Genomic DNA, 26,870 nt, shown 5'->3' with positions numbered 1-26,870 from the left:
GTTGAGGGGGAGGTGGGGGTGGAGGCATGAGGTGCGCGGGGGTATCAGGCGCGCGGGCGCAGGCCGAGCTTCTCGCGGGCCTCGTCGGGCGTGGCGACCCTGGAGCCCAGGGACTCGGTGATCCGCACGGCGCGCTCCACCAGTTGGCCGTTGGTGGCCTTGACGCCCTTGCCCAGATAGAGGTTGTCCTCCAGGCCGACCCGGACGTGTCCGCCGAGCAGGATCGACTGGGCGACCCAGGGCATCTGCATACGCCCGAGCGCGAAGCTCGCCCACTGGGCGCCCCGGGGAAGCATGTTGACCATCGACTGGAGGACGCCCGGATCGGCGGGCGCGCCCCACGGGATGCCCATGCAGAGCTGGAAGACCGTGGGATCGTCGAGCAGCCCCTCGGCGAGGAGCTGCTTGGCGAACCACAGCTGCCCGGTGTCGAAGATCTCCAGCTCGGGCCTGACGCCGAGTTCCTGGATGCGCTGGGCGCCGGTGCGCAGCATGTCGGGGGTGGAGACGTAGAGGTTGCTGCCGTCGCCGAAGTTGAGCGAACCGCAGTCGAGGGTGCAGATGTCCGGCAGCAGCTCCTCCACGTGCGGCAGCCGGTCCAGCCCGCTGACCAGGTCGGTGCCCGGGAGCTGACGGAGCGGGGCCTCCGGGTCGATGACCAGGTCCCCGCCCATTCCGGCGGTCAGGTTGATGACGACATCGGTACCGGTCTCCCGGATCCGTTCGACGACCTCCCGGTAGAGCCGGGGATCGCGGGAGGGGGCGCCGGTCTCCGGCTCGCGGACGTGGATGTGGACCACGGCCGCGCCGGCCCCGGCGGCCTCGACGGCGGAGGCGGCGATCTGCTCGGGCGTCACCGGGACATGGGGGCTGCGGCCGACGGTGTCGCCGGCACCGGTGAGGGCGCAGGTGATGATGACGTCTTGGTTCACGGGCATGCGGAAACATCTCCTCCTGGGGAGCTGGGGGTTGTGTGCGTGGGGGGGCTTGTTCGTCGTGCGGGGTCAGTCGGCCGTGGCCGTGGGAGCTGTCAGGCAGGCGTCCACATGGGCGATCAGCGCGTCGTGCATGGCCTGCGCGCCGTTGCCCGGGACTCCGTCGTCCGGGCCGCCGGGCTCGATGGCCAGGACCTGGGAGGCCAGTCCGTCGATGAGCGCGGTGAGAGCGAGGGCCGCGCCGTCCGCGTCGACCGGTCGGAACACGCCCTGCTCGATGCCGCGCCGGATCACGTCGCCGACCGTTCCCCGCCACTGCCGGTAGTACTCCACGTGGAGCCGCCCGACCGTGGTGGACCGGGCGGCCTCGGCCCACAGGTCGAGCCAGACGCACCACTGCCGCCGTTGCTGCTCGGTGCGGGGCGTCTGGAGTTCGATCAGCAGGCGCAGTTCGTCCCCGGCGTGCCGCGTACCGGCCGTGGCGTCGGCGCGACGCCGGGTGTCCTCGTCCATGCACCAGCGGACCGCGGCTTCGAGCAGTTCGTCACGGCCGGGGAAGTGGTAGTGGATCGCCGCCGTGCTGGTGTGGCAGGCCGCGGCGATGTCCGCGACCCGGACCGCATGGAATCCGCGCTCGGCGATGAGCCGGACGGTTTCGCGCACGATCTGCAGGGGCCTGCCGCCCTCGGGCGAGGGCACCGGCGGGCGAGGGGCCGACGGGGAACGTACGGGCGACGGCGCCGCAGCCGCACCGGCCGCCGAGCCGAGCAGCCACCCGACGTCGACGCCGCCGATGTCCGCGATCCGGGCCAGTTCGGCGGCGGTGAAACGGCGTGTGCCGTTCAGGGACCGGGACAGCTTCGACGGATCGATGACGATCCGCCGCGCGAACTCGCGCGCGCTCACGCCCGCCGTGTCGATCACCTGTCGGACCCGTGCGGCCACCTCGTCCTGCTGCATGGTCAGCCACCGTAACGACGTGTTGAGAAAACCTCAACATGAGCGGGCTCTACTCACGCAAAAGGAGGGGTGTTGCGGTTCTGACTGATACATCAGTCAGAACCGCAACACCCCTCCTGCCCGCTGTCCGTCCCGGCGGTGGTCACTCCTGGACGAGCATCCCGCTCCGCAGCTTGCCCAGCATCCGGCTCAGCAGCCGGGAGACGTGCATCTGCGATATCCCGAGCTCCGCGCCGATCTGCGCCTGGGTCATCTCCTGGCCGAAGCGCATGTCGATGATCCGGCGCTCCCGCTCGTCCAGCTCGTCCAGCAGGGGCGCGAGGGCGTGGAGATTCTCCACGGTCTCCATGGCGGGGTCCGGATCGCCCAGCACATCGGCGAAGGTCCGCCCGGCGCTCTGGCCGGGTCCGGCCTCCGCGGTGTCGGTCGGCATGTCCAGGGAGCCCGCCGTGTAGCCGTTGGAGGCGACGATCCCCTCCGTGACCTCGGACTCCTCGATCCCCAGGTACTCCGCCAGCTCCTTCGCCGTGGGGTCCCGGTCGAGTTCGCCGGCCAGGGACTCCTTCGCTTTGGCGAGATCGACCCGCAGCTCCTGGAGGCGTCGCGGCACGTGCACGGCCCAGCTCGTGTCACGGAAGAACCGCTTGATCTCCCCGACGATGTACGGCACCGCGAACGAGGTGAACTCGACCTCCCGGGAGAGGTCGAAGCGGTCGATCGCCTTGATCAGCCCGATGGTGCCGACCTGGACGATGTCCTCCATGTCGCCGCTGCCCCGGTTGCGGAAGCGGTTGGCGGCGAAGCGGACGAGGGACAGGTTCATCTCGATGAGGGTGTTGCGCGCGTACTGGTACTCGTGCGTGCCCTCCTCCAGGACCTGGAGGCGGTCGAAGAAGAGACGCGAGAGCCGACGCGCGTCCAGCGGGGCGATCTTTCCGGCATCCTCGATCCACGGAAGCTCTTCGGTGGTGCCCGTCCGCTCCGCACCGGCGGTCTGCGCGGTCTGCACGGTCATGTCGCTTCACGCTCCCTGGTTCCTGGTTCGTAGGCCCTGAGGCCTGTTCGCCTTCCCGGCGGTGCGGCTCTCATGCCTCGCGGAGGCAGTTGATCTGGCCATACGGATCGAGTTGGCCGGAAACACGCCTGGTTCGGCCCTGAGGAGCCGTCACATCCGGCGGCCCGAGAGGCGCGAATGACGGGCGGGCGTCGCGGCCAGCACGTGAGGGGCGTGGGCGTGGAGGTACGAAGAACCGCCCCACCGGTACGGGGGAGCCCGGTGGGGCGGTCGCCACCAGAGTGCCACAGGCGGGCGGCCGTTGGGACCGCACCGGCACGTATTGGCCTAGGGATGAGTCGTTTTCGCCGCTCGTCCGCGTGCGGGCACGCGCCGCGACGCCCCCTCACGCCTCCCGATGATTGCGGCGCCGTGAACAGATTTGCCTCGCGGAATACCCGCCGTGTCCACTGGCCTTTCCTCCGGCGGGTGCGCAGCTCGGAGCACCGGGCACCCGTTGGCCGAGGGAACGGCGCGCTGTACGGAACGTGACCGAGGAGACCATGACCCAGAACGACACCCGGCCCCGGACCGATGCCCCATCCCGGCTCCACCCGCTGGACAACCCCGCCCGGTCCTCCCTCACCGGTCCGCACGCCCACTTCGCCGAGAGCCGTGGGCGGGTCCTGCGCTATCCCGTCGACGTCACCCCCTGGATCGCGCTCCCCGAGGCCCCGGACGCCCAGGACTGGGCCGATCTCGCGGCGCTCGCCGGGCCGGGCGGATCCGTCGCCCTGGCCGCGCTCCAGGCGCCGCCACCGCGGGACTGGGAGATCGTCTTCCGGGGCGGCGGCGTCCAGCTGGTCGACGCGTCGGTGGACGCCACACCCGACCCGCAGGCCGTCCGGCTCGGCCCGCGGGACGTGCCGGAGATGCTGGACCTGGTGGCGCGCACCCGCCCCGGTCCCTTCCTGCCGCGCACGGTCGAGCTGGGCACATATCTGGGCATCCGGCGGGGCGGCGTCCTGGTGGCGATGGCGGGGGAGCGGCTGCACCCGCCCGGCTGGACCGAGATCAGCGGCGTCTGCACGGACGAGTCCGTACGGGGGCAGGGTCTGGCGAGCCGGCTGGTCCTGGCGGTCGCACACGGGATCCGAGAGCGCGGCGAGACGCCGTTCCTGCATGCGTCCGCCTCCAACACCGGCGCCATCCGGCTCTACGAGTCCCTCGGCTTCCGGCTTCGCCGGCGTACAGAATTCATCTCCGCCCTCGTCCCCGCCGTGTTCCCCTCGGCCCACGGGACCTGAGGCACCCCCGGCCCGGGGCCGAAGTCCCGGGCCGGAAGTCCCGAACGGGACCTTCGGCACCCCCGCGGGGTCCTAAGGCCTCCTGTGCGGAGCCCCGCCTCCCGGTCAACTGGAAGGGACCGGCCGAAACTGCGGGCGGCACCGAGGCACCAGCGGGAGGACAGGCCGTGCCCATGAGGTTGCTGGACATGGCACAGAAGCCACAGACGCCGAAAAGGCAGAGCGGTGTACGGCAGAAGCAGAGCGGTGTACGGCACCGGGACGGTGCCGCGCAGAGCCCGGACGCGAGCATCACGGCGGTGTCCCAGGGCCGCATCGGCAACTGGGCGCTGCTCGGCGGGCTGACCCTGCTGACCCTGCTGGTCGTCTTCCTCGACGCCAGCACGGGCAACGACCTGCGGGTCGTGCCCCTGCTCGTGGTCGTCCCGGCCCTGGCCTCCGTCTACTGCAGCCTCCGCCAGACCGTCTGGGTCGCGGTATGGATCACCACGGTCGTCGTCGGCTTCCGGGCCGGCGCGGACGGCACCTTCTGGGACTTCGTCTTCGGCATCGGCTTCGCCGTACTCGCCTGCGCCCTCGGGGTCGCCGCCTGCGCGGCGCGTATCCGGCACGCCACCGAGATGGCGCGGCTGCGGTCCGCCGCCGTCACCCTGCAACGCCAGATCCTGCGGCCGCTGCCCGTCGTGACCGACCACGTCTTCGCGTACGGGCTCTACGAGCCGATCGAGGAGGACCGTTTCGTCGGCGGCGACATCTACGAGGTCGTCGAGTCGCCGCACGGGACCCGGGTGATCATCGGGGACGTCCAGGGCAAGGGGCTCGCGGCCATCGGCGCCGGATTCGCGGCCATCGCCGCGTTCCGCGAGGCGGCCATCCGTGAACCCACGTTGACCGGAGTGGTCCAGGCGCTGGAGGACGCGGTCGTCCGGCACAACGAGTTCTCGGCCCAGACCGGCGAGGCCGAACGCTTCGTGACCGCGCTCGTGCTCGGGTTCGACGAGAGCGGCCGGGTGGAGGCCGTGAACTGCGGCCACCTCCCGCCCCGCCTGCTGCACGACGGCCGGACCTCGGCCGTCACCCTCCACCGGACCTCCGTCCCGCTCGGCCTCGCCGGACTCAGCCTGGAGGCCCGTGGGGCCGAGTCCTTCGACTTCCCGCCGGACGCGACGCTCCTCGTCGTCACCGACGGGGTGACCGAGGCCCGTGACGCCACGGGGGCCTTCTACCCGCTGGACGAGCGGGTCGCGGCCTGGGCCGGGCACGGTCCGCGCGAGCTGCTCGACGCGCTCCATGCCGACCTGGAGGAGTTCTCCGGCGGCATCCGGCGCGACGACGTCGCGGCGCTGGCTCTGCACCGCGCCCCCGCCGTCACCCACTGACACGTCCCCCTGATGTCCCCACGAGACGAATGTCGCGTGGGGACATTTTCAGGTGTACGGTACATGTATGACTCCGGAACGGAAGATCCCGGAACGGCGCAGCCGTAAGGCGCGCCGCACCCGCGACACCTTGGCGCAAGCCGCGTTCGAGCTCGTGCTCGACCGGGGGCTGCGGAACGTGACGGTCGAGGAGATCGCGGAAGCCGCGGACGTCGACCGCCGTACGTTCAGTCGGTACTTCCCGAGCAAGGAGGCCGCCGCCCTCGACTCCCTGCGGGGCGACGGCGACCGCATCAACGCGGCCCTGCGCGCCCGCCCGGCCCCGGAGCCCCCGCTCCTCGCCTACCGGCGGGCCGTCCTGGACTGGCTCGCCGATCCGGAGGCGGAGGCCTGGCACCGCCGCCCCCGGATCTTCGAGCTGCTGGTGGCCGCCGAGGAGGAGCCGACGCTCTACGCCGTCTTCCACCACATCCGGGTGGACGCCCAGGAGGACTCGATCGCCATCGTCGCGGACCGGCTCGGCGTCGATCCCCGGCAGGACATCCGGCCCGCCGTGACCGTCGCCGCCGGAGCGGGCGCGCTGCTCGCGGCCCAGGCCGCCTGGGTGCGAGGAGGCCGTCCGGACGCCCTGCCCGAACGGGTCGCCGAGGCCTTCGACGCGCTGGCGGAGACAGCAAGAGAAGCAGCAGAAGCAAGAGAAGAAGCAGCGGAAACAGAGGCATCCTCATGAGCACCGAACACAGCTCCACCCCTGAGCACACGGCCACGCACACGGACGCGACCGCGTCCTCCGCCGAGTTCGCGGGCCGCACGGCCCTCGTCACCGGCGGCGCCTCCGGTATCGGCCTCGCCCTGGCCCGGCGGCTCGCCGCGGGTGGCGCGGCCGTCGTCGTCGCCGACTACGACGAGGAGAACGCGCGCAAGGCCACCGCCGAGCTGGAGAGCACCGGCGCCAGGGCCGCCGCGGTGGCGATGGACGTCACCGACCCGGCCTCCGTCGAGGCGGGCGTGCGGTTCGCGGTGGACACCTTCGGCGCCCTCCATCTCGCCGTGAACAACGCCGGTATCGCGGGCCCCAGCAGCCCCACCGGTGAGTACCCGGTCGAGGACTGGGACCGTGTCGTCGCCACCAACCTCAGCGGTGTCTTCCACTCGATGCGCTACGAACTGCCCGCCATCGTCGCGGCGGGCGGCGGCGCGATCGTGAACATGTCGTCCATCCTCGGCACCAACGGCTTCGCGGGCTCGCCCGCCTACGTCGCGGCCAAGCACGGCGTCGTCGGCCTGACCAAGACCGCGGCGCTCGAATACGCTGCCCGGAACGTCCGGATCAACGCGGTCGGCCCCGGCTTCATCGACACCCCGCTCCTGCGGAACGCCGACCCGGCGGCCCGCGAGCACCTGATCTCCCTGCACCCGGCCGGACGCCTCGGGACCGCCGAGGAGGTCGCCGAACTCGCCGCCTTCCTGCTCTCCGACAAGGCCTCCTTCATCCACGGCAGCTACCACCTGGTGGACGGCGGCTACTCCGCCCCGTGACCGAGGCCCCGAGTGGCGGGCGGGGGACAAGAGGGCGACAAAGAGAGCACGAGGGCGACAAGGAGAGACGGAGAGAAACAGAGAAAGACGGGGGCCGGCGAGACCGGGCAAGAAGCAAGGAAGAAGCGAGGAGACCCATGAAAGCCGTTCAGTACCGAGCCGTCGGCGCCGCCCCCGAGGTGGTCACGGTCCCGGACCCCGAGCCCGGCCCCGGTCAGGTCCTGCTGAAGGTCACCGCCGCCGGCGTCTGCCACTCCGACATCGCCGTGATGAGCTGGCCCGCCGACCAGATCCCCTTCCCCCTGCCCCTCACCCTGGGCCACGAGGGCGTCGGCACCGTCGCCGCGCTCGGTGACGGCGTCGACGGCTTCGCGGTCGGCGACTCCGTCGCGGTGTACGGGCCCTGGGGCTGCGGGACCTGCGTGAACTGCGCCGAGGGCAAGGAGAACTACTGCCTGCGCGCCCAGGAGCTCGGCATCATGCCGCCCGGCCTCGGCGCCCCGGGCGCGATGGCCGAGTACATGATCGTCGACAACCCCCGCCACCTCGTCCCGATCGGCGACCTCGACCCGGTGAAGACGGTGCCGCTCACCGACGCCGGACTCACCCCGTACCACGCGATCGTTCGCTCCCTGGCGAAGCTCGTGCCCGGTTCCACCGCCGTCGTCATCGGCACCGGCGGCCTCGGCCACGTCGCCATCCAGCTGCTGCGCGCCATGACGGCCGCCCGGGTGATCGCCCTCGACGTCACCGAGGACAAGCTCGCCCTGGCCAGGACCGTCGGTGCGCACGAAGCGGTCCTCTCCGACGAGAACGCGGCCGCCCGCGTCATCGAACTGACCGGCGGACTCGGCGCCCACGTGGTCCTCGACTTCGTCGGAGCGCCGCCCACCGTGCAGACCGCCGGAGCCGTCGCCCGCGTGGACGGCGACGTCACCATCGTGGGCATCGGCGGCGGCGTGCTCCCGGTCGGCTTCGGGACCCTCCCGTACGGGGCCAATGTCTGCGCACCCTACTGGGGCTCGCGCAAGGAACTCGCCGAGGTCCTCGACCTGGCGCACGCCGGCGCGGTGGATGTCCACGTGGAGACGTACTCCCTCGACGAGGCCCCGCTGGCGTACGAGCGCCTCCACGACGGCAGGATCAACGGCCGGGCCGTCATCCTGCCCAACGGCTGAACCCCCGCCGTCGCCGCTCCCTGCCCCGGCCCCGGGCGGGGAGCGGCCGGAAAGTCCCGGCGCGGGGCGGCCGCCCGCCGCTAGACTGGCCGACATGGGTTCGTACCACTTCTACTTCTTCCGCTGATTCCCGGCCCGGACGGCCGCAGCGCGCCGCACCGCGCGTCCTTCTGAGACGCCCGGTGCCGAGGTCCTCATGATTCGTGATTCGTGACGATGTTCCGGTGACGTCGACGTCACCCCGCGCGCCCGCCGCCGTCCCTCCGCCGTCCGGTATCCACGCCCCGCTCCCGCCGCGCTTCCGTGCGCGCCGCCGCGGGCCGTCACCCAGGGAAAAGGCACCCATGCACCCCCAGCGCGACCGCGCTCAACTGGCCATGAAGGACGTCTCCAAGGCGTACGGGGACCGTTCCGTACTCGACCAGGTGACCCTCACCGTCCGGCCCGGTGAGAAGACCGCCGTCATCGGCGAGAACGGCTCCGGAAAGTCCACCCTGCTCCGCCTGCTGGCCGGGGCCGAAGCCCCGGACACCGGTGAGATCACGGTCCGGTTCCCCGGCGGAACCGGCTACCTCGCCCAGACGCTCGACCTCGACCCGGCCGCCACCGTGCAGGACGCCGTCGACGCGGCCCTCGCCGAACTGCGCGACCTCGAACGCCGGATCCGCGAGGCGGAGGCCGGCCTCTCGGAGCGGAAGCCCGGCGCTCCGGAGCCCACCGACGCGGAACTCGCCGCGTACGGGGACCTCCTCACCGCCTACGAGGACCGCGACGGCTACCGGGCCGACGCCCGTACCGAAGCGGCTCTGCACGGCCTCGGCCTCGCCCACCTCACCCGCGACCGCCCGCTCGGCATGCTGTCCGGCGGGGAGCAGTCCCGGCTCGCCCTCGCCTGCGTGCTGGCCGCCGCCCCCGAACTGCTGCTGCTCGACGAGCCGACCAACCACCTCGACGCCCGCGCCGTCGGCTGGCTGGAGGACCACCTGCGCGCCCACCGGGGGACCGTCGTGGCGATCACCCACGACCGGGCGTTCCTGGAGCGGGTCACGTCGGTGATCCTGGAGGTCGACCGGGACCTGCGTACGGTCGCCCGGTACGGGGACGGCTGGGACGGCTACCGCACAGCCAAGGCCGCCGCCCGCCGCCGCTGGGCCCAGGAGCACGAGGAGTACCTGGCGGAGCTGGCCCGTACCGAGGAGGTGGTCGAGGCGGCGGGGGCGCGGCTCGCGGCCACCGGGGGCGACCCGAGACAGGGCTTCGGCAAGCACCGCCGTTCCAGCGAGGCCAAACTGGCCGGCCGGGTCAGGGCGGCCCGGACCCGGCTGGACGCCCTGCGCAGGTCACCCGTACCGCCCCCGCCCCGCCCGCTCGCCTTCACCGGCCGCCCGTCGGTCGCCACGGAGACCGGCGGGACCACCGACACGACCGACACGACAGGTGGCCCCGCGAGCCGAGCGAGGACCCTCGTGGAGCTGGACTCCGTCTCCGTCGGGGACCGGCTGCACCTGCCCTCCCTGCGCGTGACCTGGGGAGCCCGGCTCCTGGTGACCGGTGAGAACGGGGCCGGGAAGACCACCCTGCTGCGGGTCCTCGCGGGCGACCTGACCCCCGACACGGGAACGGTCGCCCGCCACGCCCGCATCGGCTACCTCCCGCAGGAACTGCCCGCGCGCCCGACCCGGCGCACCCTGCTCGCCACCTTCGCGGCGGGCCGGCCCGGCTTCCCCGACGAGTACGCCGACGACCTCCTGGCCCTCGGCCTGTTCCGCCCCGAGGACCTCGATGTGCCCGTCGCGTCCCTTTCGGTCGGCCAGCAACGCAGGCTGGCCCTGGCCCGTCTGGTGACCCGGCCGGCGGATCTGCTGGTGCTGGACGAGCCGACGAACCACATCGCGCTGAGCCTGGTCGAGGAGCTGGAGCAGGCCCTGGACCAGTACCGGGGCGCGGTCGTCGTCGTCTCGCACGACCGCAGCTTCCGGGCCCGCTTCAGCGGTGACGTCCTGGAACTGCGGGCAGGCCGGCAGGTGGGCACGGTCCCGGCTCCGGCCTACGCGTCGGGGGAGGCGGCCGCCCCGCGCACCTGAGCGCGCAGCCGGTCGACGAACACCCGCTGACCGGCGATCAGCCGCTCGGCGGCCTGCTCCGGCGTGCACCAGGCGAACCGGTCCATCTCCGGGAACTCCTGCTGCACGCCGGACCCGCGCGGCCACTCCATCGTGAACGTCCCGGGCACGACGGACGCGAGGTCCAGTCCGGCCTCCAGGGCCCACACGGTCACCGTCTTGCCGCTGCGTTGCCGCGCATCGCCCAGCGCGATCCACTCACCCGGCGGGACGGGCACCCCCAGCTCTTCCGTGAACTCGCGGCGGGCGGCCGCCTCCGCACTCTCGTCCGGCCCGTACTCGCCCTTGGGCACCGACCACGCGGCCGCCTCCCGCCCCGCCCAGAACGGCCCGCCCATATGCCCGATCAGCACCTCGACATCCCGCTCGCCCGCGTCCTCGTCCTCCGTGAACCGGAAGAGAAGGAGCCCCGCACTGCGCCTGCCTGTCGACATGTCGTCAAGTCTGCGACGACGGAGTGCGGGGCGCCACGCGGCGTGTTCCGCCCCGGCCGGGGAGGTCCCTCTTACGTCTTGCGGTAGCCGTACGCCTCCGAGGCCGCCGCCTCCACGGCCGCGAGGTCACCACCGGCCGAGGCCGTCACCACGGCGGCCACCGCGCCCTCGACGAACGGCGCGTCCACGAGCCGCGTGTTCTCGGGCAGCTCGTCGCCCTCGGCGAGCATGGACTTCACCGTGAGGACCGCGCTGCCCAGGTCCACCAGGACCGCGACGCCGACGCCCCGGTCCACCGAGGCGGCGGCCCGCTCGATCAGCTCCGCGCTCGTCCCGAGCCCGCCGTTGGGCAGCCCGCCGGCCGGGGCGACCGGCGCGGTCACCCCTCCGGCGGCAAGACCCCGGGCCAGCTCGGCGACCGACTCGGCGACCGGACCGCTGTGGGAGACCAGCACGATGCCCACCTGCTGCTCGTCGCTCACGCGTCCACTCCGTCCGTCGCCGTCGCCGTTGCCGCGAGGGCCTCGACCAGCAGGGCCGCCGAGGTAGCACCCGGGTCCTGATGTCCGATGCTGCGCTCTCCGAGATAGCTGGCCCGGCCCTTGCGTGCCTGCATCGGCACCGTCGCGACGGCACCCGCACGGGCCGCTTCGGCGGCGCCGTCGAACGAGGTGGCGAGGGCCTCCGCCGCGGGCAGCAGCGCGTCGAGCATCGTCTTGTCCCCGGCCTGGGCCCCGCCCAGCTGCCCCACGGCGGCCACCCCCGCCGCGAACGCCTGGGCGAACTGCGTCTGCGTCACCTCGTCGTCGTCGCCGAGCGCCTTGCCCGTACGGCGCAGCAGTGTCCCGTACAGCGGGCCCGAGGCGCCGCCGACGGTGGAGATGAGCTGCCGTCCCGCCAGGGTGAGTACCGCACCGGGGGTGGCGGGGGCGTCCTTCTCCAGCACCTCCGTCACCGCCGCGAAACCGCGCTGGAGGTTGCTGCCGTGATCGGCGTCCCCGATCGCCGAGTCGAGCTCGGTCAGATGGTTCGCCTCACGCTCCACGGATGCCGCGGCAGCGGTCATCCAGCGGCGGAAGAAGTCGGTGTCGAGCACATGATCTCCTGTTCCTCTACCGGTCACGGGCCCCGTCGGCGGTTCAGCGGCCCCAGCGGAGCGCGGCCGTCCGCACGGGCGCGTCCCACAGGCGCAGCAGCTCCTCGTCGACCTGGCACAGCGTCACCGAGCAGCCTGCCATGTCGAGCGACGTCACGTAGTTCCCCACGAGCGTACGAGCCACCGGGACCCCTCGCTCGGACAGCGCACGATGGACCTCGGCATTGAAGCCGTACAGCTCCAGCAGAGGGGTCGCCCCCATGCCGTTCACCAGCGCCAGCACCGGGCCGGTGGGCCGCAGGTCCTCCAGGATCGCGTTCACGGCGAAGTCGGCGATCTCCCCGGACGTCATCATCGGGCGCCGCTCACGCCCCGGCTCACCGTGGATGCCGATGCCCAACTCCAGCTCGCCGACGGGCAGGTCGAAGGTGGGGCTGCCCTTGGCCGGAGTGGTGACGGCGCCGAGCGCCACCCCGAAGCTGCGCGAGGCCCCGTTCACCTGCCGCGCGACCGCGGCCACCCGGTCCAGCGGCGCACCCTCGTCCGCCAGCGCCCCGGCGATCTTCTCGACGAACAGCGTCGCTCCCGTACCGCGCCGCCCGGCCGTGAACGTACTGTCGCTCACCGCCACGTCGTCGTCCACCACCACCTGGGCGACCTGGACCCCCTCGTCCTCGGCGAGCTCGGCGGCCATCTCGAAGTTCAGCACGTCGCCCGTGTAGTTCTTGACGACGAACAGCACCCCCGCCCCACTGTCGACGGCCGCGGCCGCCCGCACCATCTGGTCCGGCACGGGGGAGGTGAACACCTCCCCGGGACAAGCGGCCGACAGCATTCCGGGCCCGACGAACCCGGCGTGCAGCGGCTCGTGTCCGGAACCGCCCCCGGAGACGAGCCCCACCTTCCCCGCCACGGGCGCGTCCCGCCGGGCGACGACCCGGTTCTCCACATCGACGGTGAGCTCGGGATGCGCGGCCGCGATGCCCCGCAGAGCATCGGCGACCACGGTCTCGGGAACGTTGATGAGCATTTTCATGCCGGTCTCCTGGTGTGCGTAGCAGAGAACTTCGTGACCTGCGTTATTCCAGGTGGGTAAGGGTGTAGCCAGTTGTGGATCTTGGCGGTCCGTGGCGGCTTGCCGCGCCTTGTGGCGGTACTGATGCTGACTGCTTGCTGAGTTTCCTGATTGATCGACACCTTGTCGGCGCAGCGTTTTTGATCGTGAGGGGCGGCTTCTGGGTGCTCCAACGTGATGATGTCAACGCGGCGTGTCCGATGCCACCGCAAAGGTTGTCTGCAAAGCCCCAGGTTCGAAACGTAGGAGCTTTGGGTCGTCGTTCCGGATCCGGGTGGAGGCGGGCGGTGGTGGACGTCTGAGTCCGAGTCCACCGAGTGACGAAGGGAGGCTGGATGTGGCACGGAGCCACTCTTGCGGGCGGTGGCGTGTAGCGGGCGGGCCGGGCATCCCTCACGCGGAAGGGCCATACAGGCGAGGAGGGGGCCGCCCCTGCGGCACCATCACTACGGTGAGACACAGAGATTCTGCGTCTGCTGCTGTACAGGGGGGATGCCGCGCTGACCAGCAGAAACGTCGTGTGTGCCTGCTAGGGTCCGCCTTCAAATCGATCTTGCCCAGAGCAGGAGCGATGCGAGTGTGACCGCTGCTTCGTAGGAGGTGGAGGTCTTCTCGTAACGGGCGGCGATGCCTCGGAAGCCTTTCAGCTGGTTGAAGCAGCGTTCGACCGTGTTGCGGCGGCGGTAGATCGCGCTGCCGAAGCCTGTTGGTCGGCCACCTCGCGGGCCTCGGTTCGACCATCCCGTTGATGACAGGCGGTCCTCCGCCCGAGGCGACGTATCACTACACCTCGTGGCGACGTATCACGATCTGCCAGAGATCGGGCGTGGGTGCGTGGGGGGCGGCGTCGGGCGCTCGGCGCTTTGGTCCGCCCGTGCCCGCCCGTTCCGCCCTCTGGGCGGGCCAGTCGCCCACGGGTGGTGCGGGTGGGGTCACCGGGGCGGTGCGGGGTCGGCTGCCCGGCTCGTACAGGGCCGGCGCAGGGGTCGGGCCGGGCAGCCGGAGGGTGCGTGTGTCAGCTCGTCGAGGGGTTGACGGTGAGGTTGGCCGTGTTGTTCGTCAGGTCGGGGTCGAAGGCGCGGACGGCGGGTTCGTAGGCGTCGTTGTAGATGGCGGCGCGGGCGGTGGCGTTCGGGATGACCTCGTCGATGTGGAGGGTGAAGGGGAAGGTGTGGGTGGCGGGCTTGCCGGATTCGGTGAGGTAGATGGGGGTGTTGCAGCGGTAGCGGGTCTCGGACTGGGACCAGCAGGCCTCGGGGGCGGAGGCGACCGAGGTGCCGGCGGGGATGTCGATGTCGACGGTCGCGGCGGGTTCGCCCGCGCCGAGGGAGGCGACCCATGCCGGGCCCGCGTTGTGGACGGTGACGGTGGCGGGGACGGTGTCGCCGGCCGCGCCGGAGACGGTGGAGGCGGTCAGCCGGTAGTCGGCCTGGTTGACGGTCTTCACCGTGAAGCTGCGGTACGGCTGGAGCTCGTCGGAGGGGGCGGCGCCCGGGGTGGGGTTCAGCTCCGGGCCGGCGCCCGGGGTGAAGACGCGGCCGGCGCGGGCCTCGGCGAGCGCCTGCTCGGAGTAGGGCTGCGCCGAATAGTCGACGCGGTCGAAGAGGGCCATGTCCTTGGTGCGGAACTTCAGCGGGAGGGAGTGGTACGAGCCCGGGGTCGTCCGCTCGTCCAGGATGCAGAGGAACGTACGGCCGGTGACGGCGTTCGTGGACTCGCAGTTGGAGGGGACGGACATGCCGAGGCGGATGCCGCGGGAGGTGAAGACGGTGAGCAGGGTGCGGTCGGCGGTGCGGTTGCCCTGGTTGCCGAGGACGACGGAGGAGTCGAAGGGCTGGTCGGGTGCCATGCCGGTGCGGTACTCGGCCTGGGTGAGGCCGAGCGCGGGGCCGTCGTTGACGGCGACGTAGGTCTCGCCCGGGTAGGCGTTCATGCCGCCGGCCTGGGCGGTGTAGCGGACGTAGCCGTCGTTGCCGTCGGTGGCGCCCGGCTTGGTGGTCAGCCCGATCCGCGCGGCGGGGGCGTTGGCGCCGCCGGGGAGTTCGGGGGTGGTGCAGACGGCGGTGGTCTCGTTCTGCGGGCGGCAGTTCGCGGGCCAGGTGACCTCGGCGAACGAGGCGACTCCGGAGGCGTCGACGGTGAGCGTGCCGACCGGGACGGTGGTCGCCGTGTTGTCGTGGCTGATCTGCACGGTCAGCGACTGCGACGGTGCGGGGGAGCCGTCCTCGGACGGGCCCGCGAGGGTGAGCTCGTACGGGTCGGACCAGAGCCACAGGGCGTCGGAGGCGGCCGCGGCGGGGGCCGCGGCCGGGCCGGTGACGGCGGCGAGCGCGCCGAGTGCGGCGGCGGAGGCGATGAGCGTCTTCTTCACGGGGATCAAGACAGCGGAGATCGGCGCATGGTTGTACGGGGGAGGAGGACCGGTTTCAGTCCGCCGGGTCGGCCGTGAGGTCGTCGAGGATGCCCGAGCGGGCTATGAGTAGCCGAGGTGGGCGCGGCTACCGCTGCCGAGGGCGGCGGAGAGTTTGGCGATGTGGCCGCGGCAGATGCGAACCTTCATGCCGAGGAGGCGGGCGATCGCTCTGACGTGGCCCTCGGCGAGAAGATGGGCGGTGGCCGGTTGGGTGCCGGTGATCCCGTCAGGGCGGGCCCCGTAGGGGGGGTCTCGGACCAGGGGGTGGCCTGGCGAGAGCGCCCAGGCGATGGCCGACACGATTCGCGCGACCGAACGCCGCAAGCAGCACCTCACCGCTGCCTGGGCCACCCCGTTGACCATGATTCCGGCCTCCGCGGTTGGATACCTAACGATGATCTACTTGGACTGATACGGCGGTATCGCCGTCCTGCTTGCCTTCGCTCTGCGACCCATCTACCGCAGCGCTCGGAAAGCGGGACGACGCAGCGGACCGACCGAGCCGAGGAGCCCCGGCCGGAGCAGTTCGCTCCGGCCGGGGCTCCTCGGCCGGCAGGTGAGGCCGCTGCCGCGGTTCCGGGGAACGGGCACGTCGTACGGACCGGTACGCAGCACGGTGGGTTCCCTCCGGGGAGCGTCCCTGACGTCAGGCCCGCGGCCAAAGCCCCCGGCCGCTCGGGTCGGGGATCCGGCCGGCCACATCCTGGGCCGTAGCCGCTGGAAGTCGCTGCGCCCCCCGTCGTCGACGCCACCGCAAAGGCCGGACGCGTGCCGGGCACCGGTCAGGCCGGTATCGGGGCCGGTCCGTTCCCGCCGGGGCGGGTGATAGGGCGGCGTCATCGCGAGTTGGCATCATCCCCGGCGGCCGCCCGCACCCTCACACTCTCCCCGTACCGCCCCGCGCCCCGTCCGCTGAGCGGACGAACCCCAGGACGCGGGTTCACCGGACAGTAGGAGAAATCCCCCATGAAACACGTCTCGACGGCCGCCGCCCGCGCCCTTGCCGGCCTCGGCCTTGTCGCCGCATTAGGTGCGGCTCCCGCGGTCTCCGCCGCTCCTGCTCCTGCCCCCTCGAACCCCGCCGGTATCGCCGCGTACAACGGGTCGGGCGAGAACGCCGCCGCGAACCAGGCGTTCTTCGACGCCGTGATGAAGTCGGTCGCCGAGAAGCGGGCCGCCAACCCGGGGGCCCAGGCCGTCACCGTCACCTACAGCGCGGCCTCCGCGCCCAGCTTCCGCACCCAGATAGCCAACAGCACACGCATCTGGAACAGCTCGGTATCCAACGTCCGGCTCCAGGAAGGCTCCAGAGCCGACTTCACCTACCGCGAGGGCAATGACCCGCGCGGATCGTACGCCTCGACCGACGGACACGGCCGGGGCTTCATCTTTCTGGACTACCGGCAGAACCAGCAGTACAACTCGACCCGCGTCACCACACACGAGACCGGGCACGTGCTCGGCCTGCCGGACACCTACTCCGGCCCGTGCAGCCAGCTGATGTCCGGCGGCGGACCCGGACCGTCCTGCACCAACGCCCAGCCGGACGCCAGAGAGCGAGCCCGCGTGAACCAGCTCTGGCAGAACGGCTTCGCGGCGGCGCTCGCACGGCCCGCCTCCTGACGAGCCACGCCGGCACACCGGCCGGCGCGAGCTGACTGCTTCGCCTGCACGAGCGGGGGCCGTAACGGACGCGGAGCGGCCCCCGCGCTGTACCCATCGGCCGTCGGAGGCCCGCCTACGAGCTGGTGCGCGGCCCGGGCTCGTGCTGATTGGCCCGGCGCACCACCCGGTCGTTGCGCGCGCTGCCCCAAGCCCGGACGAGCTTCGCGATCGGGTTGCGCGGTTCTCCGGCCTCGGCGCCCTGGCGCAGGGCGCCCGGATCCGACGCGGACGGCAGGAGCCGGGCGGCGACGCCGCTGAGCCGGGTCGTCAGGCCGGGTGCCACGCCGTGCGCGAGCTGGGCCGCCTTGGCGGGCGCGGTGAGTACCAACCGGGCACGCCGCTGGATGACCGCGTCGACGATCCTGCGGGCGGCCCGCTCGGCGTCCATCGACAGCAGCGGGGCGCCCGCCGCGGTGCTGAACCAGCCGAACTCGGCAGCCGTGTCTCCGCCGAACTCGGCCTGCCGGTGCGATCCGGTCCGCATCAGACCCGGGTGAACCGCGGTGACGCTCACGCCGGAGGCGGCCGCCTCGGCGTGCAGCCCCTCGGCGAGCGCCCCGACCGCGGCCTTGGCGCACGAGTAGGGCAGCAGATGCGGAACGCCGAGCAGACCGCCGACCGACCCGATGAGGCCGAGACGGCCCCGGGTCTCCTTCAGATACGGCAGCGCTTCCAGCGAGGTGTGCAGAGCGCCGTAGAACATGGTGTCCATGGCGTCACCGAACTCCGCGGCACCCACCGCCTCGACGGGCGCGACCTGGATGACCCCGGCGTTGGCGATGACGAGGTCGAGCCCGTCACGCTGATGGACCTCGCGCACCAGGGCGCGCACAGCGGCGCGGTCGCGCACGTCGCACACGGCGGTGCGGACGGTCGCCCCGGTGCCCTCCCTCAGCTGCGTCGCCGCTCGCTCCAGTTCGTCGGCATCCCGGGCGGCGATGGTCACGACGCACCCACGCTCTGCCAGCTGCCGGGCCATGAACAGCCCGAGCCCCCGGGAGCCGCCGGTGACCAGGGCCCCTGGGCCCTTGGTCCGATGCGGAAGGCGGGTGCGGTTGCTCATCTCATTGCCCTTCTGCGGGTGCGCCCGGCGGGTGAGGGCCGACGCGGTGGAGCGGATGTGCTCCCGAGTGCCCACACCGCGCCGCCCGTAACGCCCCACCGCGAACCAAGACTGTGGGCCGATCGAACCGCCCCTGTTGTGGGCTGGTCACAACGACGTCAGACTGAATACGCGGGGGTGCGCCTGATCGGAGGCATCATGATCGTCCTCGGCCTCATCCTTCTCATCATCGGCTTGATCGCCGGTATCGGCGCTCTGTGGACCATCGGAATCATCCTGGTCGCCATCGGCGCGGTGCTCTGGGTTCTCGGAGCTCTGGGGCACGCGGTAGGAGGGCGTCGGCACTACTGGTGACCCCTGACCCTGTCCTCACCTGCCCCCAGGCCCGGGGGCGGGTCACGTACTGCTGAACAGCCGGTCCAGATGCGCGTCGATCGCGGCGAGCGCGTCCTGGGGCTCGACCACGTCGAGTTCGATCAGGGGGGGGTGAAGCCGGTGAGGGCGAGGAGCAGGTTGGTCTCGGTTGCCGGGTCGCGAGTCGTCGTGGTGACCATCGACTGTCGTGTGGGCGCGGAGGGATTCGCGTTCCTCGACGACGTGCCGCCCAACCGCGGATTCCTCGACCAGATCGCGGCGCTGGAGTGGGTGCAGCGCAACATCGCCGCTTTCGGAGGCGATCCCGGCCGGGTCACCGTGGGCGGGGTGTCCGCCGGGGCGGGCTCGGTCGCGGCCCTGCTGACGATGTAGTCCGCGCGCGGGCTGTTCCGACGGGCCGTCGCCCATTCGGTGCCGGGGCTGCACAGCACGCCCGCGCTGGCAGGGCAGGTGACCGCCGCGTTCACGGACCGGCACGGCGCGGCGGCTCCCACCGCCGAGGCCCTGATCCTGCGAATTGCCTGGCCTCAGCGCCCTCGTGCTCGATCCGACGCCAGGCCGGCCACCGCGCAGAGCGCTCCCCAGCCTCCCGCGACCGCCGCGGCTTTGGGGCGGGCGGCCGGATCGGGGAGCTGCGTTCCGAAGAGTGCCGCGTCGCCGAGATCGGCCACGACCCGGCACGCGGTTGCCGCTCGTCGAACCGAGCGGTCCTTCGCGACCATCATGGCGATGCCGATCGCGGCATCCCGAACACCCAGGGCACGGATCAGCAGGGCGGCAGGGGCCGGGACGGACCCGTCCTCATCGTCCAGACCGCACGGACGGGCCATCAAGGCCGGGCGCACAAGAACACCCACACCGTACGCAGCGGTCGCCGCGCCCACCCATCGCACCAGGCCGGCTTCCACAGCATCCTCCTAGGAATCGGATCACCCGCGCTCAACGGATCACGGGTTCCCGACAGTCCCTCGTCCGACACCTCGGCACGCGCACGTGGCGAACCCCGGCCTTCGGCATCATCCGTTTGAACGCGTGCACAGGGGTACACGGCGCCCGGGAGCCGCCGACACGACACGGAGGATGAACCCGGACGTGCACATAACCACCGAGGGCGCGGTCTACACATGCCTCGGCATCGGAGCCCTTCTCGCGGCGGCTCTGCCCCGGCTGCTCTCCCGGTTGCCGGTGTCCGTGCCGATCGTCTTCCTTGCCGCCGGGGTGGTCCTCCATCTGACACCGCTGCCGCTGCCCACTGTCGACCCGGTCGCCGATCGCATCTGGGTCCACCACCTCACCGAACTCTGCGTGATCGTCTCGCTGATGGGAGCGGGCCTGGCCATCAACCGGCCCTTCGGATGGCGCTCCTGGGCCGCGACCTGGCGGCTCCTCGGGCTGGCGATGCCGCTGACGATCGGGGCGACGGCGCTCGCCGCCTGGGTGCTGCTCGACTGGCCGGTGTCCGTGGCGCTCCTGGTGGCCGCGGTCCTCGCGCCGACAGACCCCGTCCTTGCCTCCGAGGTCCGCGTGGGGGAGCCGTCCGCCGAGAAGGAGGACGAGGACGAGGTCCGCTTCGCGCTGACGAGCGAGGCCGGACTCAACGACGGCCTCGCCTTCCCGTTCGTCCTCGCGGCCCTCGCCCTGGCCGCTGCCGGGAACAGCTGGACCGGCGGCTGGATGGCGCACTGGGTCTGGAGCGACGTGCTCGTCCGGATCACCGTAGGCGTGACGGCGGGCCTCGCCATCGGCTTCCTGCTGGGCCGGCTGCTCTTCCGGTCCCGGGTGAAACCGCTGCGGCTCGCCGAGCAGGGCGAGGGCTTCGTGGCCTTGGCGGCGACGTTCCTGGCCTACGGCCTCACCGAGGCGCTCCACGGCTACGGCTTCCTCGCGGTCTTCGTCACCGCGTGCGCCCTGCGCAGGGCGGAGCACAGCCACGGCTATCACCGGGTGATGCACGCCTTCGTCGAGCAGATCGAGCGCCTGCTGATGGCCCTGCTCCTGTTCGCCGTGGGCGCCTATGCGGCCTCGGGCGGTCTGGCCGCGCTCACCTGGAAGGGCGCGGCGGTCGGCGTACTGCTGCACCTCCTCATACGCCCCGCGTCCGGCTGGCTCGCCCAACTGCGGGGCCCGGGCCGCCCGAGCGAACGCGCGACCATCGCCTGGTTCGGGATCCGGGGCATCGGCTCGCTCTTCTACCTCGCCTACGCCTGTGGGGAGGGCGAGTTCGGCGTGTACGAGGAGGAGATGTGGGCGGTCGTCGTCTTCGCCGTTCTGATCTCCGTGGTGGTCCACGGGGTCGCGGCGGCACCGGTCACCTCCTACCTCGACCGCCGCTCGGCCCGGGACCCGCTGACCGCGAGCTGGAGGCGCTGAACCGGTTTCCGGCGGGAAGCGGTCACTCCGGGCGAGCGCGGAGCCGCGGCCACCCCACGCGTGGGGGGAGCGGGCCGTCCTCGGCCAGGTCGGCCCGTTCCCTAAAATCGAGCCCCATCCACCCTCACGAAACGCCAGGGCCCCAGCATGAGGTTCGCCATCACCGCCGACGACGTGCGCTCCGTATTCGGCTTGTCGGGCGTGGCCCACTTCCCCCGCTACGACGCGCCGCACAAGCGGCTGGACGACCGGACAGCGCTCTTCCTGAGCACCGTCGGCCTCCCCGACACTGCATGGTTCATGTCCAAGGCGAGCCTGCGCACGGACGACCCTGTCGACCTCGTCAGCTGGTACGGGAGCCGGGGTGCCGTGCCCCTCGCCTGCCGGGACTGGCTTGTGCTCGGCCTCTTCGCCGAGACCACGCTCGCGCTCGATCCGGACGAGGGGACCGTATACGCCCTTGCCGACGGCGAAGGGGAACTGAACTGCAGCCCGATCCACCGGGACGTGGAGTCTCTGGTGTACGCGCTGACCAAGTTCGAGGCACTGCTCCAGGAGTTCGAGAGCGACAAAGGAGAAGTCGAAGTACGTGTGGACGCTCTGCGCGGGGAGATCACAGAGTTCGATCCCCTTCCCTTTGCCGACGAAGACTCACCGTGGAGTCTGGCCTTCGAAGAGGTTGTCGACGGCATCTGGTAGTCAGCGCCGAGGCCCCAGCTGCTGAACGCCGAACGCCGAACGCACGTTCCACGTGGGGAGCACTCGTCACGACGGGACTCGTGTGCGCGGCATCGGTCATCGTCCCGGCCCGCACCGGGATTCTCACCCGGCGCCCGTTGCTCGAGGTCAGGCAGGTGTGAGGAGGCAGAACTCGTTGCCTTCCGGGTCGCCCAGGATGGTCCAGTGGATCGCGGACTGGTCGATACCGGGGTCGGTGGCGCCCAGGGAGCGCAGCCGGGCAGCCTCTGCCGCCAGGTCGTCACCGGGGTAGGGGCGGACGTCGAGGTGGACGCGGTTCCACACGCTCTTGGTGTCGGGAGTGCGGATGAACTCCAGGTAGGGGCCGACCCCCTTGGCGGAGCGCATGGTCGCGCAGTCGTCGGTGACCTCGTGCAGCGTCCAGTCCATCGCCTCGCCCCAGAACCGGGCCATCTCCCGCGGATCGGAACAGTCGACCACCACCGCCGCGATCGGCCCGGTGTCCCGATAGACCGGGCGGGGCTCCAGGACGCAGAACTCGTTGCCCTCCGGGTCGGCCATCACCGTCCAGGGGACGTCGCCCTGCCCCACGTCGACGGGCGTCGCGCCGAGGCTCTTCAGGCGTGCGACCAGCTCCTCCTGATGGGCTGTCGAGGTGGTGGCCAGGTCGAGATGTACGCGGTTCTTGACCGTCTTGGGTTCCGGGCGGGCGATGACGTCGATGCAGACGGCCGCGGGGTCGGGGTAGGTGAAGCCCACGGGTTCGAGGTTGGTCACCCCGGGACCCTCGCTGTCGACACCCCAACCCAGCACCTCCGCCCAGAACCGCCCGAGTGCGGCGTCGTCCTGGGCCTTCATGTTGATCTGCACGAGTCGTGTGGCCATGCCGCAGATCCTAGGGGGTGTCTTGCCGCCTACCGGAGTTCACCGGGGGAGGGGGCGCGGCCGACCTGGCGGCCTGCTCGATCTTCGCGCGGTACGCCGCGCGGGCCTCCTCGTCGATCGGCCTCTCGTGTTCGGGGCGCAGCCCGGTCCGGCCGTCGAGCCCCTCGCGCAGGATGTCGGCGTGCCCGGCGTGCCGGACGGTCTCGCCGAGGATGTGGACCATGACGGCGAACAGATTCGTGTCGGAGTAGGGCTCGGGCCACCACGGCACATGGCCGGGGGCCTCGAGGGGGAGCGCGTCGATCGTCGCGTCCGCGTGTTCCCACGTGCGCCGGTAGAACCCGGTGATCTGGTTGCGGGTCTCGTCCTCGGCTGCCCACAGGTCACTGCCGTCGTAGTCCTGCCACCGGGACAGCGGCTCCGGGGGCGGGCGGCCGAAGACCTCGCCGAAGTACCTGGCCTCGACGGTAGCCACGTGCTTGACCAGGCCCAGGAGATTGGTCCCGGTCGCCGTCAACGGCCGCCGGGCGTCGTACTCGGACACCCCGTCGAGCTTCCAGAGAAGCGCCTCACGGTCCCGCCGCAGTCTCCTGTGCAGGGTGTCCTTGGCGAATTCGTCGATCATGCGGCAGGAGCCTATACCGGCCTGGGGGAGCGCTCCTGAGGCGGTGCGAAGGAGTCACAGCCAGTCCGCCCGCTCGGTGCGACAGCGGCCACCGTCGCCATGTCGTCGAGCGGACAGGCGTTACGTGCCTGCGTCGAGGGGTACCCCTGTGCGTACGAAACGACGCGAAGGAAGCAACAGCGGACAAAGTGGCCGCGACGCACACGAAACGAGGATCACATGCAGGTGGGATACAAGCTGGCGGCGGAGGCGTTCGGCCCGGCGGAGCTGGTCAGGCAGGCCGTGCTCGCCGAGGAGGCGGGATTCGACTTCGTGGAGATCAGCGACCACTACCACCCCTGGCTCGACAACCAGGGGCACTCGCCGTTCGCCTGGACGGTGCTGGGAACCATCGCGGCCCGGACCTCGCGCATCGGTCTGGCGACCGGGGTGACATGCCCCACCGTGCGCTACCACCCCGCTGTCATCGCCCAGGCGGCCGCGACCCTCGCCCTGCTCTCCGAAGGCCGCTTCGTCCTCGGCGTCGGCTCGGGGGAGCGGCTCAACGAACACGTCGTCGGCCCGGGCTTCCCCGACGCGGTCAAGCCCCGGCACGACCTGCTCAGGGAAGCGCTGGAGATCATCCGGCTGCTGTGGAGCGGGGGCTACCAGTCCTACGAGGGCACGTACCTGCGGCTCCAGGACGCCCGGGTCTTCGACCTTCCCGACGAGCTGCCGCTGATCGCGGTGGCCGCCAGCGGCCCGGAATCGACCCGGATCGCCGCCGAACTGGGCGACGGCCTGTTCGCCACGGAGGACAAGCCGAGCATCGTCCGGCACTACCGCGACGACGGCGGCACGGGCCCGTGCTACGGGGAGGTACCGATGGCCTGGGCCCCCGACGCGCACACCGCCGCCCGCGCCGCGCTCGAGACCTCGCGCTGGGCTTTGACCGGCTGGAAGGTGATGAGCGAGCTGCCCAACCCGGTCAATTTCGACGCCGCGACCGCCACGGTCCGCGAGGAGGACATCCTGGAGAGGTTCGCCTGCGGAGCCGACCCCGGACGGTACGTCGAGGTGGCCCAGCGGTACGTCGACGCCGGCTTCGACCGGCTGGTCATGCAGAACGCGGGCCCCGACCCCGACGGCTTCATCGACTTCTACCGCCGCGAACTCGACGGACGTGTCCGACAGCTCGAACCGAACCGTCCGCGAGCATGAAGGCGGCCGCCGCCCGCGACGCACGAGCGACGAAGCGACAAACCGACGAAGCGAGGAAGAACATGGCCGCCCGGCACCACCTCATCGACCGCGCTCCGTCCGCCGTATGGACGATCCTGGAGGACGAACGTCTGTACGGCACCTGGGTGGTCGGGACCTCCGAGTCCCGCCGGGAGCAGGGCGACTGGCCCGAGCTCGGCTCCTCGATCACCTACAGCGTGCGACTGGGGCCCAAGGAGTTCACCGGCCGCACGGTGGTACGGCGCATCGAGAGGCCCCGGACGCTGGAGCTGGAGGCCGAGGCCGGCCCGCTGGGATCGGCACGCATCGCCCTGGACATCCGGCCCTGGGGCGACAAGACCCTCGTGACGGTCGACGAACACCCGCTGCGAGGCGTGGGCGGCACGCTCCACAACGTCCTGCTGGACTCGCTGATCCAGATCCGCCACCGCACCATGCTGGCGCGCCTCGCCCGGCTGACCGAACGCCGTACGCCCGCGGGGACGAGCGAGGGCGCGCGCGCAGGCGCACCGGGCGACCGGCCGACAAAATAGCGGAGGGTGACACTCCCATGGTCGACGCAGTGGTGATCGGCAGTGGACCGAACGGCCTGGTCGCGGCCAATCTGCTCGCCGACGCGGGCTGGTCGGTGGAGGTGCTGGAGGCGCAGGACGAGCCGGGCGGCGCGGTCCGCAGCGACCGTGGGGTCCACCCCGAGTACGTCAACGATCTGTTCAGCTCGTTCTACCCGCTGGCCGCGGCCTCCCCGGTGCTGGCCCGGCTGGAACTGCACCGGCACGGGCTCCGCTGGAGTCACGCACCCCAGGTGCTCGCGCATCCGCTGCTCGACGGCCGGTGCGCTGTCCTGGACCGCGACCGCTCGGCGACCGCCGCGGGCCTCGACCGGTTCGCACCCGGCGACGGTGACGGCTGGCTCGGCCTCTGCGACATCTGGGACCGGGTGGGCGACGGCATCGTCAGCGCCCTCTTCTCGCCCTTCCCTCCCGTCCGGGCCGGCACGGTGCTGGCGGCCCGGCTCCGGGCGGCGGGCGGGCTGCGGCTGGCCCGCAGCCTGGTGCTCCCCGTCCGCAGGCTGGGCGAGGAGGAGTTCGCCGGGGAGGGCGGGCGGCTGCTGCTGGCCGGGAACGCCCTGCACGCCGATCTGGCCCCCGAGGCGGCGGGCAGCGGCGGCTTCGGCTGGCTGATGTCCATGCTGGGGCAGTTCCACGGCTTCCCCGCTCCCGTCGGCGGCGCCGGGGCTCTCACCGCGGCACTGGTCAGGCGGTTGCGGAGCCGTGGGGGAAGCGTGCGGTGCGGGCAGCGGGTGACCGAGGTCGTCGTGCGCGGGGGCCGCGCCGTGGGTGTCCGTACGGAGTCCGGGGAGGCGGTACCCGCCCGCAGGGCCGTACTGGCCGATGTCTCCGCCCCGAGCCTCTACGGATCGCTGGTCGCCGCCGAGCACCTGCCGGGCCGGCTCCTGGACGACATGCGCCGGTTCCAGTGGGACTTCGCCACCTTCAAGGTGGACTGGGCGCTCAACGGCCCTGTCCCGTGGAGCAGTGCGGCCGCCGCCTCGGCGGGGACCGTCCACCTGGCGGAAGGCGTCGACGAGCTGACCCGGTGCGCGTCCCAGATCGCCCGCGGCCTGGTCCCGGACCGCCCGTTCCTGCTGATGGGGCAGATGACCACCGCCGATCCCACCCGGTCCCCGCTGGACACCCAGTCGGCCTGGGCCTACACCCATGTGCCCCACACGGTGAAGGCGGACGCGGGCCCGGACGGGCTGACCGGCCGGTGGGGCGCCGGGGAACAGCAGCGGATGGCCGACCGGATGGAGGCGCGGGTCGAGCGGTACGCCCCCGGGTTCCGCAGCCGGATCCGGGCCCGGCGGATTCTCGCCCCGGCGTCCCTGCAGGCCGCGGACGCCAATCTGCACAACGGCGCCATCAACGGAGGTACGGCCGCGATGCACCAGCAACTGGTGTTCCGGCCCGTGCCGGGGACGGGCCGCCCCGAAACACCCGTGAAGGGGCTGTACCTGGCGTCCGCGTCCGCACATCCCGGCGGCGGGGTGCACGGCGCTCCGGGCGCCAACGCCGCCCGCGCCGCCATCCGCTCCACACGCGCCACCACGGCCGCGCTCTCCGCCGTCCAGCGACTGCTGGCCCACCGGGGCCGGACCGGCGGGACCACCCGCGTACGAGGTGAAGGGGCGTGATCGTCGTGCCCTCCGCCCCTCCACCGGAACCTGTCCCTCAGTCCCTCAGCCGGAACGTGGCGGTCCGCTCTACCGGTCGGGCGGGTCAGTGGGGCGCGACGCCCGGGAGGCGTTCCAGTCGGCACGGCCTCCGACGCCCAGGACCTCGGCGGGCGAGGACGTGTCCTCGCGGGGAAGGTTTCGTAGTTCGCGGCGGGTGGCCCGTGCGACGAGCGCGGGGAACAGGGGGCGCAGAGGCTGGCACCAGCGGAGCCAGGGTGGGGCGTAGATGTTCGGCGTGCGGTGGGTGATGCCCCGGGTGAGCCAACGGGCGACCTGGGCGGGGGAGTGGACCCGG

26 protein-coding genes and 3 pseudogenes are annotated in these 26,870 nt (G+C 72.0%); 14 read left to right on the top strand and 15 right to left on the bottom strand.

Going from position 1 to position 26,870, the window contains the following annotated elements:
- Positions 1-44 precede the first annotated feature (44 nt).
- From D3105_RS15135 to D3105_RS15125, 3 genes are all read right to left on the bottom strand, one after another.
- On the bottom strand, positions 45-938 hold the full coding sequence (locus D3105_RS15135) for a 3-keto-5-aminohexanoate cleavage protein (protein ID WP_206272746.1): 894 nt from the start codon (positions 936-938) through the stop codon (positions 45-47).
- 66 nt (positions 939-1,004) lie between these two features.
- Complete coding sequence (locus D3105_RS15130; protein WP_118903731.1) at positions 1,005-1,895, bottom strand: TetR family transcriptional regulator C-terminal domain-containing protein; 891 nt, start codon at positions 1,893-1,895, stop codon at positions 1,005-1,007.
- 142 nt (positions 1,896-2,037) lie between these two features.
- Positions 2,038-2,910 carry an RNA polymerase sigma factor SigF gene (locus D3105_RS15125; RefSeq protein WP_118903730.1) on the bottom strand — a complete coding sequence of 291 codons (873 nt, stop codon included), beginning with the start codon at positions 2,908-2,910 and terminating at the stop codon, positions 2,038-2,040.
- 542 nt (positions 2,911-3,452) lie between these two features.
- Here D3105_RS15125 and D3105_RS15120 point away from each other — a divergent pair.
- From D3105_RS15120 to abc-f, 6 genes are all read left to right on the top strand, one after another.
- A complete protein-coding gene (locus D3105_RS15120; RefSeq protein WP_118903735.1) occupies positions 3,453-4,196 on the top strand; it encodes a GNAT family N-acetyltransferase in 744 nt (247 codons plus the stop codon).
- Positions 4,197-4,384: 188 nt separating this feature from the next.
- On the top strand, positions 4,385-5,575 hold the full coding sequence (locus D3105_RS15115; RefSeq protein ID WP_118903729.1) for a PP2C family protein-serine/threonine phosphatase: 1,191 nt from the start codon (positions 4,385-4,387) through the stop codon (positions 5,573-5,575).
- A 67-nt stretch (positions 5,576-5,642) separates the two neighbouring features.
- Positions 5,643-6,305, top strand: coding sequence for a TetR family transcriptional regulator (locus tag D3105_RS15110; RefSeq protein WP_118903728.1), 663 nt, complete (start codon positions 5,643-5,645; stop codon positions 6,303-6,305).
- Complete coding sequence (locus tag D3105_RS15105; RefSeq protein ID WP_118903727.1) at positions 6,302-7,114, top strand: SDR family NAD(P)-dependent oxidoreductase; 813 nt, start codon at positions 6,302-6,304, stop codon at positions 7,112-7,114. Before D3105_RS15110 ends, D3105_RS15105 begins: the two co-directional genes overlap by 4 nt.
- 137 nt (positions 7,115-7,251) lie before the next feature.
- Positions 7,252-8,292 (top strand): NAD(P)-dependent alcohol dehydrogenase, encoded by a 1,041-nt coding sequence (locus D3105_RS15100; protein WP_118903726.1) that lies wholly within the window; start codon positions 7,252-7,254, stop codon positions 8,290-8,292.
- A 344-nt stretch (positions 8,293-8,636) separates the two neighbouring features.
- Positions 8,637-10,376, top strand: a complete 1,740-nt coding sequence (abc-f, locus tag D3105_RS15095) for a ribosomal protection-like ABC-F family protein (RefSeq protein WP_118903725.1) — start codon at positions 8,637-8,639, stop codon at positions 10,374-10,376.
- On the opposite strand, the gene D3105_RS15090 is transcribed toward abc-f, so the two are convergent.
- From D3105_RS15090 to D3105_RS15060, 7 genes and pseudogenes are all read right to left on the bottom strand, one after another.
- Positions 10,340-10,849, bottom strand: coding sequence for an NUDIX domain-containing protein (locus D3105_RS15090; RefSeq protein WP_118903724.1), 510 nt, complete (start codon positions 10,847-10,849; stop codon positions 10,340-10,342). The two genes, abc-f and D3105_RS15090, sit on opposite strands and share 37 nt — an antisense overlap.
- A gap of 71 nt (positions 10,850-10,920) precedes the next feature.
- Positions 10,921-11,331 (bottom strand): PTS-dependent dihydroxyacetone kinase phosphotransferase subunit DhaM, encoded by a 411-nt coding sequence (locus D3105_RS15085; RefSeq protein WP_118903723.1) that lies wholly within the window; start codon positions 11,329-11,331, stop codon positions 10,921-10,923.
- Complete coding sequence (gene dhaL / locus D3105_RS15080; protein ID WP_118903722.1) at positions 11,328-11,945, bottom strand: dihydroxyacetone kinase subunit DhaL; 618 nt, start codon at positions 11,943-11,945, stop codon at positions 11,328-11,330. Before dhaL ends, D3105_RS15085 begins: the two co-directional genes overlap by 4 nt.
- Before the next feature lie 43 nt (positions 11,946-11,988).
- Complete coding sequence (gene dhaK, locus D3105_RS15075) at positions 11,989-12,981, bottom strand: dihydroxyacetone kinase subunit DhaK (RefSeq protein ID WP_118903721.1); 993 nt, start codon at positions 12,979-12,981, stop codon at positions 11,989-11,991.
- Positions 12,982-13,562: 581 nt separating this feature from the next.
- Positions 13,563-13,712 (bottom strand): annotated as a pseudogene (locus tag D3105_RS15070) (IS5/IS1182 family transposase); the annotation flags it as partial.
- A 323-nt stretch (positions 13,713-14,035) separates the two neighbouring features.
- A complete protein-coding gene (locus tag D3105_RS15065) occupies positions 14,036-15,391 on the bottom strand; it encodes a DUF11 domain-containing protein (RefSeq protein WP_240646915.1) in 1,356 nt (451 codons plus the stop codon).
- A gap of 55 nt (positions 15,392-15,446) precedes the next feature.
- Positions 15,447-15,679: pseudogene (locus tag D3105_RS15060) on the bottom strand (helix-turn-helix transcriptional regulator); the annotation flags it as partial.
- Between the two features lie 720 nt (positions 15,680-16,399).
- Between D3105_RS15060 and snpA the strand changes: the two are divergent.
- Complete coding sequence (gene snpA / locus D3105_RS15055) at positions 16,400-17,056, top strand: snapalysin (RefSeq protein WP_118903719.1); 657 nt, start codon at positions 16,400-16,402, stop codon at positions 17,054-17,056.
- Between the two features lie 115 nt (positions 17,057-17,171).
- Here the strand turns inward: snpA and D3105_RS15050 are convergent, their stop codons facing one another.
- Positions 17,172-18,161: an SDR family NAD(P)-dependent oxidoreductase gene (locus tag D3105_RS15050; protein WP_118903733.1), complete on the bottom strand. Its 990-nt coding sequence runs from the start codon at positions 18,159-18,161 to the stop codon at positions 17,172-17,174.
- A 198-nt stretch (positions 18,162-18,359) separates the two neighbouring features.
- Between D3105_RS15050 and D3105_RS34560 the strand changes: the two genes are divergently transcribed.
- Together D3105_RS34560 and D3105_RS36040 are read left to right on the top strand one after the other, a co-directional pair.
- On the top strand, positions 18,360-18,515 hold the full coding sequence (locus tag D3105_RS34560) for a DUF6131 family protein (protein ID WP_093445601.1): 156 nt from the start codon (positions 18,360-18,362) through the stop codon (positions 18,513-18,515).
- Positions 18,516-18,725: 210 nt separating this feature from the next.
- On the top strand, positions 18,726-18,908 hold the full coding sequence (locus D3105_RS36040; protein ID WP_425315739.1) for a carboxylesterase family protein: 183 nt from the start codon (positions 18,726-18,728) through the stop codon (positions 18,906-18,908).
- Between the two features lie 155 nt (positions 18,909-19,063).
- Here the strand turns inward: D3105_RS36040 and D3105_RS15035 are convergent, their stop codons facing one another.
- Positions 19,064-19,444, bottom strand: coding sequence for a DUF4267 domain-containing protein (locus D3105_RS15035; RefSeq protein WP_240646914.1), 381 nt, complete (start codon positions 19,442-19,444; stop codon positions 19,064-19,066).
- 184 nt (positions 19,445-19,628) lie between these two features.
- Between D3105_RS15035 and D3105_RS15030 the strand changes: the two genes are divergently transcribed.
- Both D3105_RS15030 and D3105_RS15025 read left to right on the top strand, forming a co-directional pair.
- Positions 19,629-20,906, top strand: a complete 1,278-nt coding sequence (locus D3105_RS15030; RefSeq protein WP_240646913.1) for a cation:proton antiporter — start codon at positions 19,629-19,631, stop codon at positions 20,904-20,906.
- 147 nt (positions 20,907-21,053) lie between these two features.
- Positions 21,054-21,605, top strand: coding sequence for an SUKH-4 family immunity protein (locus tag D3105_RS15025; protein WP_118903717.1), 552 nt, complete (start codon positions 21,054-21,056; stop codon positions 21,603-21,605).
- A 147-nt stretch (positions 21,606-21,752) separates the two neighbouring features.
- Here D3105_RS15025 and D3105_RS15015 read toward each other — a convergent pair whose 3' ends face one another.
- Entirely contained in the window at positions 21,753-22,490 is a 738-nt protein-coding gene (locus D3105_RS15015) for a VOC family protein (RefSeq protein ID WP_118903715.1), read from the bottom strand.
- Between the two features lie 10 nt (positions 22,491-22,500).
- Positions 22,501-23,115 carry a DinB family protein gene (locus tag D3105_RS15010; RefSeq protein ID WP_118903714.1) on the bottom strand — a complete coding sequence of 205 codons (615 nt, stop codon included), beginning with the start codon at positions 23,113-23,115 and terminating at the stop codon, positions 22,501-22,503.
- A gap of 219 nt (positions 23,116-23,334) precedes the next feature.
- On the opposite strand from D3105_RS15010, the gene D3105_RS15005 reads away from it, so the two are divergent.
- The 3 genes from D3105_RS15005 to D3105_RS14995 all read left to right on the top strand — a co-directional run bounded on the left by D3105_RS15005 (position 23,335) and on the right by D3105_RS14995 (position 26,533).
- Positions 23,335-24,315: a TIGR03557 family F420-dependent LLM class oxidoreductase gene (locus tag D3105_RS15005; protein WP_118903713.1), complete on the top strand. Its 981-nt coding sequence runs from the start codon at positions 23,335-23,337 to the stop codon at positions 24,313-24,315.
- Between the two features lie 62 nt (positions 24,316-24,377).
- Positions 24,378-24,869 (top strand): SRPBCC family protein, encoded by a 492-nt coding sequence (locus D3105_RS15000; RefSeq protein WP_118903712.1) that lies wholly within the window; start codon positions 24,378-24,380, stop codon positions 24,867-24,869.
- Between the two features lie 17 nt (positions 24,870-24,886).
- Complete coding sequence (locus D3105_RS14995) at positions 24,887-26,533, top strand: phytoene desaturase family protein (protein WP_118903711.1); 1,647 nt, start codon at positions 24,887-24,889, stop codon at positions 26,531-26,533.
- A gap of 69 nt (positions 26,534-26,602) precedes the next feature.
- Here the strand turns inward: D3105_RS14995 and D3105_RS14990 are convergent.
- A pseudogene (locus tag D3105_RS14990) lies at positions 26,603-26,870 on the bottom strand (short-chain dehydrogenase); the annotation flags it as partial.

It is taken from the genome of Streptomyces globisporus (assembly GCF_003501885.1).
Lineage (GTDB): Bacteria > Actinomycetota > Actinomycetes > Streptomycetales > Streptomycetaceae > Streptomyces > Streptomyces globisporus_D.
The sequence above is the reverse complement of the archived record's forward strand: the minus strand, read 5'-3'. Positions and strand labels throughout refer to the sequence as shown.